The 6,014-nt window shown below is 71.8% G+C and carries 6 protein-coding genes and 1 pseudogene; 1 reads left to right on the top strand and 6 read right to left on the bottom strand.

Features of this window, described 5'->3' with window-relative positions; all coding sequences use genetic code 11:
* Positions 1-281 precede the first annotated feature (281 nt).
* Together ABNT58_RS07435 and ABNT58_RS07430 are read right to left on the bottom strand one after the other, a co-directional pair.
* Entirely contained in the window at positions 282-1,043 is a 762-nt protein-coding gene (locus ABNT58_RS07435; protein ID WP_348752864.1) for an SDR family oxidoreductase, read from the bottom strand.
* A gap of 22 nt (positions 1,044-1,065) precedes the next feature.
* Positions 1,066-2,502, bottom strand: a pseudogene (locus ABNT58_RS07430) (aldehyde dehydrogenase family protein).
* 175 nt (positions 2,503-2,677) lie between these two features.
* On the opposite strand from ABNT58_RS07430, the gene ABNT58_RS07425 reads away from it, so the two are divergent.
* Complete coding sequence (locus ABNT58_RS07425) at positions 2,678-3,448, top strand: FadR/GntR family transcriptional regulator (RefSeq protein WP_348752863.1); 771 nt, start codon at positions 2,678-2,680, stop codon at positions 3,446-3,448.
* A 5-nt stretch (positions 3,449-3,453) separates the two neighbouring features.
* Here ABNT58_RS07425 and ABNT58_RS07420 read toward each other — a convergent pair whose 3' ends face one another.
* The 4 genes from ABNT58_RS07420 to ABNT58_RS07405 form a co-directional block, all read right to left on the bottom strand.
* The gene (locus ABNT58_RS07420; RefSeq protein WP_348752862.1) at positions 3,454-4,740 is read right to left on the bottom strand and encodes an NAD(P)/FAD-dependent oxidoreductase; all 1,287 of its coding nucleotides are present in this window, start codon (positions 4,738-4,740) and stop codon (positions 3,454-3,456) included.
* Positions 4,737-5,072: a c-type cytochrome gene (locus ABNT58_RS07415; protein ID WP_348752861.1), complete on the bottom strand. Its 336-nt coding sequence runs from the start codon at positions 5,070-5,072 to the stop codon at positions 4,737-4,739. The genes ABNT58_RS07420 and ABNT58_RS07415 overlap by 4 nt, the downstream gene beginning before the upstream one ends.
* 165 nt (positions 5,073-5,237) lie before the next feature.
* Positions 5,238-5,639 (bottom strand): DUF4149 domain-containing protein, encoded by a 402-nt coding sequence (locus ABNT58_RS07410; protein ID WP_348752860.1) that lies wholly within the window; start codon positions 5,637-5,639, stop codon positions 5,238-5,240.
* A 10-nt stretch (positions 5,640-5,649) separates the two neighbouring features.
* Positions 5,650-6,014 (bottom strand): demethoxyubiquinone hydroxylase family protein (locus tag ABNT58_RS07405; RefSeq protein WP_348752859.1); only part of this gene is annotated, 365 nt, incomplete at its 5' end.

The following is a 6,014-nucleotide window of genomic DNA, read 5'->3' as shown; positions in this document are numbered from 1 at the left end:
TTGACCGCCAGGTCGACCGCGCCGTAGATGGTGTCCAGCGTCTTGGGGTAGCTGCTGGCCAGGCGCCAGCGGATCTCGGGATGCTGGCCTTGCGCAAGAGCCGGCGCGGCCAAAGTGCCTGCGGCGGCGCTGCCGATCGCGGCGCGGGTGATGAACTTTCTGCGTTGCATGGGCTTGTCTCCTCGTTGTTGTGTGATCAGCTCAAGAAAGCGCCGGGCCGCCCCAAGCTTTCTTGCTCCCCCTTGGGGGGGCGGTCCGGGCGAAGCCCGGGCCTTGGGGGCCTATACACATCTTGCGCCGTCCACCTCGATGCAGACGCCCGAGATGAACGCGGCCTCGTCGCTGGCCAGGTAGAGCGCCGCATTGGCCACGTCCAGCGCGGTGCTGAACCGGCCCAGCGGAATCGTTGCCAGGAACTTGGCGCGGCGGGCGTCGTCCACCGGGCCGCCGGCAAACTCGGCCGACAGCGCGGTATCGGGGTTGAACACCGGGTTGATGCAGTTGACCCGGATGTTGTCCGGCCCCAGCTCGGCCGCCATCGACTTGCTGGTGGTGATCACCGCCCCCTTCGAGCCGTTGTACCAGGTGAGCCCCGGCCGCGGTCGCACCCCGGCCGTCGATGCAATGTTGATGAAGCTGCCCCCGCCCTGCGCCCGCATCACCGGCACCGCATGCACCGCCGACAGGTAGACGCTCTTGACGTTGATGGCATAGAGCTTGTCGAAGTCTTCTTCGCTCACTTCCAGCATCGGCCGGTTGCGGTGGGTCCAGCCGGCGTTGTTGACCATCACGTCCAGCCGGCCATGGGCCTGCACCGCGGCGGCCACCAAGGCCTGCATGTCGGCGCTGCGGGTCACGTCGGCGCGCACGAAGGTGGCGCTGCCGCCTTCGGCGACGATGGCTTCGGCCACGCGGCGGCCGGCCGCTTCGTTCACGTCGTTGACGACGATGCGGCCACCTTCGGCCGCCAGGCGGCGGGCAATGCCCTCGCCGATGCCGCCGCCCGAGCCGGTGACGATGATGGATTTGCCTTCGACGCGCATCGTTCTGTCTCCTGCTACTTGTCTAGTCATGTTTGATGGCCACGGTCTTGAGCACCGTGAAGGCGTACAAGGCTTCGAAGCCTTTTTCGCGGCCATGGCCGCTGGCCTTGACGCCGCCGAAGGGCAGCTCCACGCCGCCGCCGGCGCCGTAGTTGTTGATGAACACCTGGCCGGCGCGCACCCGCCGCGCCAGGCGCAGCTGGCGGCCGCCGTCGCGCGACCACACACTGGCCACCAGGCCGTAGGGCGTGCCGTTGGCAATGCGCACCGCATCGTCTTCGGTGTCGAAGGGCAGGGCGGCCAGCACCGGGCCGAACACCTCCTGCTGTGCCAGCCGGTGCTGCGGCGGCACGTCGCGCAGCAGCGTGGGCGCCTGGTAGTAGCCGCCGGCCGGCACGCCGGGCTCGATGCGGCCCTGGGCCACGATGGGCAGGCCGTCGCGCTGCGCTTCTTCGATGAAGCCGGCCACCCGCTGCAGCTGGGTGCGGCGGATCAGCGGGCCGCAGTCCAGGTCCATGGTGGCGCTGCCCACACGCAGCCGGCTGAAGGCTTCGCCCAGGCGTTCCAGCACTTGTCCATACAAGCTGCGCTGCACCAGCAGCCGGCTGCCGGCCGAGCAGGTCTGGCCGGCGTTCTGCACGATGGCATTGATCACCACCGGCAGCATCGCTTCCACGTCGGCATCGTCGAACACGATCTGCGGCGACTTGCCGCCCAGCTCCAGCGTCACCGGCGTGTGGTGCTCGGCCGCGGCGCGCACCACCACCTGGCCGATGGTGGGCGAGCCGGTGAAGGACACATGGTCGATGCCCGGGTGCCGCACCAGCGCGTCGCCCGCCTCATGGCCGTAGCCGGTGACGATGTTGAGCACGCCCGGCGGAAAGCCCACCTCGGCCGCCAGCTCGGCCACCCGCAGCAGCGACAGGCAGGCGTCTTCCGCCGGCTTGACCACGCAGGCATTGCCCGCCGCCAGCGCGCCGCCCACGCTGCGGCCAAAGATCTGCAGCGGGTAGTTCCAGGGCACGATGTGGCCAGTGACGCCATGCGGTTCACGCAGCGTGAGCACGGTGTAGCCGGCCTGGTAGGGCAGGGTTTCGCCATGCAGCTTGTCGGCGGCGCCGCCATAAAACTCGAAGTAGCGGGCGATGGCGGCGGCATCGGCGCGCGCTTGCTTCATCGGCTTGCCGCAGTCGCGCGCTTCCAGCGCCGCCAGTTCCTCGGCATGGTCCTGCAGCTTCAGCGACAGGCGCTGAAGCAGCCGGCCGCGTTCGGCCGCGGGCATGCGGCCTCAGGGGCCCGCATCGTAGGCGCGGCGGGCAGCCTGCACGGCCCGGTCGACGTCGGCGGCATTGCCACGCGCCAGCTGCTCGAACACCTGGCCGTCCGAAGGGTCGAGCACCGGGATGTGCTCACCCGACGATGGCGGCACCGCCCGGTTGTCGATGAAGTGCTGTTTCACACGCGTCTCCTGCCTGCTGGTTCTGGTGTGCGGTCCATCATAGGCGGGGGCCCAGCAAAGTTGTCAGCGCGATTGACTGCTTTGGCTGGGTGCTTTCCCTGAGGCAGTGCAACATCTGGCGGCCGCATGCTGTCAACCTGGAAGACAGATTTGAACCCTCTCACCCCAACCCGCGATGGCCCGACCCGACCCCACCGACGACGCCTTGAACGCGGGCACTGCCCCCGACGCTGCAGGCCTGGCACCGGCCCGCGCCCCGCGGGGCGAGCGCTTTGCCGAGCGGGTGTATGACAGCCTGTTCCACGCCATCATGACCGGCCAGCTGGCCCCGGGCGCGCGGCTGCCGGCCGAGCTGTCGCTGGCCACGCGCTTCCAGGTCTCGCGCCCGGTGGTGCGGCAGGCACTGGACCGGCTGCGGGCCGAAGGCCTGCTGCAGTCGGTGCGCGGCTCGGGCAGCTACGTGGCGCCGCAGCCGGGCGCCGCGGCGGCGCTGGCGCAGCCCACGGCGGCCGACCTCAGCCACATCCTGCACGGGCTGGAACTGCGGCTGATGGTGGAGCCCGAATGCGCCCATCTGGCCGCGCTGCGCCGCCAAGGCGCCGACCTGGCGCGCATGCGGCAGATGCTGGACGGCTTCGAGCAGGCCCATGCGCGCGGCGACGTGGCGCACCACTTCGACTACGGCTTTCATGAGGCCATCGCCCAGGCCACCGCCAACCCGCGGCTGGTGGCGGTGCTCAAGATGCTGGAGTACGACGTGAGCCGCGCGGTGAACCTGTGGCGCCACCTGGCCCACATGAAACCCTGGCGCCGCACGCAGGAGGCGCTGGACGAACACCGCGCGCTGTATGCCTTGATCGAGAGCCAGGACGCCGAGGCCGCGCGCCGCTGCATGCGCGCGCATGTGGAAAACGCGCGGGTGCGGATGATGGCGCTGGATCAGTAGCGCATTCAGACCAGCATGTCGGCCCAGGTGTTGCGCGCCCAGGCTTCGGCCAGGCGCACTTCCTGGGCCGACCGCGCCGCCGACACACCGCCCGAGCCCGGCACCAGGTTGAAGGTGCGCGCCGCCGCGTCGTAGCGGTGCACGCTGGCCACGTGAATGGCCTGGTCGGCACTCACCAGGCTGTAGCAGGCGTTGGTCAGCATCGGCTCCGGCGGCGGCGGCAGGCCGGCCAGCTCGGCCACGATGGCGGCCGCGGCCACTTTGGCGTGGTTGTTGGCCATGTGGCCCGACTTGGGCATCTGCGGCGCGGCCTGGATCGCATCGCCCAGCACATGCACGCCGGGCGCGTGCACCGAGGCAAAGGTCAGGAAGTCCACCGGGCACCAGCGCTGGTTGACCGTGGCCAGGCCGGCCTGCACCGCGATCGCGCCGGCCCGCATCGGCGGCAGCACGTTGAGCACGTCGGCGCGCACGTCGTCCTGCACCTCGAAGCGCAACAGCCCCCGCGCGCCGTCCACACCCGCCAGCACATGCTGCGGCCGGTACTCGATGCGGCCGGCATGCAGCTCGGCCCAGGCCTGCTTGAACAGCGCGGCCTTGGACACCACGTCGTCGTTGGCGTCCAGCACCAGCACCTTGGCGCGCGGGTTGTGGCGGCCCAGCCAGTCGGCCACCAGGCTGGCACGTTCATACGGGCCGGGCGGGCAGCGGTAGGGCGCCAGCGGAATGGTGATGGCGAACACGCCGCCGGGCGGCAAGGCCTGCAGCTGGCGGTGCAGCGCGGTGGTCTCGGGCCCGGCCTTCCAGGCATGCAGCACACGGCCTTCGGCCTGCGCGGCGGGCAGGCCTGGGATGGCCGACGACATCAGCGCCACGCCCGGCGACAGCACCAATCGGTCGCAGCGCAGCCGATTGCCACCGGTCAGGCGCAGCTCACGCGTGTCCAGGTCGATGGCCGTGGCCACTTCACGCCGCCAACGCACGCCATGGCGCTGCACCAGCGTGTCGAAGGGCAGGGTGATGTCGTCCAGCGTCTTCAAGCCGGCCACCACCAGGTTGGACACCGGGCAGGAGACGAAGGCCGGCGCCGGCTCCACCAGCGTGACGTCGATCGTGCCGGCCGACCACAGCCGCAGGTATTTGGCCGCCGTGGCGCCGCCGAAGCCGCCGCCCACCACCACCACCTGCGGCCGGGCGCCGCGAGGCACGCCGGCGCAGCCCACGCTGGCGGCCAGGGCCGACGTGGCTGCCGTCGCGCCGAGCGCGCGGGTCAGGAAGCCGCGGCGCTTCACCGCGGCAGCCCGGCGAAGTAGCGGGCCAGTGCTTCGACCTGCGCGTCGGTGTAGCCGCGGCTGATCTGGTGCATCACCGTCGCAGGCCGTTCGCCGCTGCGGAAGGCGCGCATCTGCGCCTGGATGAGGTCCTGCGGCAGGCCGGCCAGCGGCGGCATCGCAGGGTCCGCGGGTCGGCCGTCGGTGCCATGGCAATTGGCGCAGGTGGCGGCCAGCGAGCGCAGGTCGGCAGGCGTGAGCGGTGCCTGGCTGGTGGCGGCCGGCGTGGGTGCGACGGGCGTCGCGGCGGCCGCAGGCGCCGAGGGCGGCAGCGCGGCGAGGGTGGCCAGCACGGTGGCCAGCCCGCTGGCCGCGGCGCCCCGCAGAACCGCCCTGCGCGGCAAGCCGCGCTGCCCAGGCCGGCGTGGCCGGTGCGGATGCTGGGAAGGAACCGGTGCCTGCATGCTGCCTCCTGTGCCGCCGCAGCTTACTGCGGCGGCCCGCCGCCTGCGCCCCGCTCAGCCGGCCAGCCGCACCAGGGCCCAGCCGGCGGCCGCGATGTGCAGCAGCGTGATGCCCACCGACAGCCCGTGCAGGCGCGCGAAGCGGGCGCGCTGGCCGCCGTCGGTGGCGCGGTTGATCGCCGGCATCAGCCACTGGCGCGTGGGCAGGGTGCTCAGCGCCACGGCCAGCAGCACACCGGCGGCGGCGGCGTCCACCCAGGCGGCGGCGCCCGCGGCCAGCCCGGCGGCGACGATGACGAACAGGTAGAAGGGCGGGAACGCGCGGCGGATCAAGGCACGCGCCTGGTCCATCGGCAATGCGGTGAAGAGGAAGGCCGCAAAGCCGCCCGCGAACAGCAACATGCCGCCGAACAGGGCGGCGGTGAGCAGCAGGCTGCACGGCTGCGCCAACGGCATCAGCGCCCTTTCACAGGTGGCGGCTGACGCGCACCGCCGCCGCCGAGCCCCCGGCCACGGTGGCGGCCCAGGTGCGGGCGGCCAGCCGGCGCAGCACGCCGGGATGTCTTGGCGCCTGACCCCGGCGCTGCCGGGCGTCGTCGCGGTGGGCCACCTCGTCCTGCCGGCAGGTCTCCAGCAGCTGGCGCAACGCGGGCAGGGTGCCGGGGTCCAGCGCATCGATCATGGCCACTTGGGCAGCGTAATGCGCATCGACGAAGGTCTCGACCGACTCGATCGTCGCGTACACCGCGCGTGGACCCAGCAGCGCCGGCAAGGCGCCGGTCAGCCAGCCGGCCAGCCGCCACAAAGGCAGCAGGCGGCTGCGCTGCGCAG

The sequence above is a fragment of the uncultured Aquincola sp. genome, assembly GCF_964001545.1.
Classification (GTDB): domain Bacteria; phylum Pseudomonadota; class Gammaproteobacteria; order Burkholderiales; family Burkholderiaceae_C; genus Aquincola.
Note: the sequence above shows the minus strand (reverse complement) of the source record. Positions and strands in the feature narration are given on the sequence as shown.

What these genes read in the sequence shown, in the direction of transcription:
- ABNT58_RS07435 (WP_348752864.1), bottom strand. Translation starts at nt 1,043, where the DNA reads ATGCGCGTCGAAGGCAAATCCATCATCGTCACCGGCTCGGGCGGCGGC.
- ABNT58_RS07425 (WP_348752863.1), top strand. Translation starts at nt 2,678, where the DNA reads ATGGCCCGACCCGACCCCACCGACGACGCCTTGAACGCGGGCACTGCC.
- ABNT58_RS07410 (WP_348752860.1), bottom strand. Translation starts at nt 5,639, where the DNA reads ATGCCGTTGGCGCAGCCGTGCAGCCTGCTGCTCACCGCCGCCCTGTTC.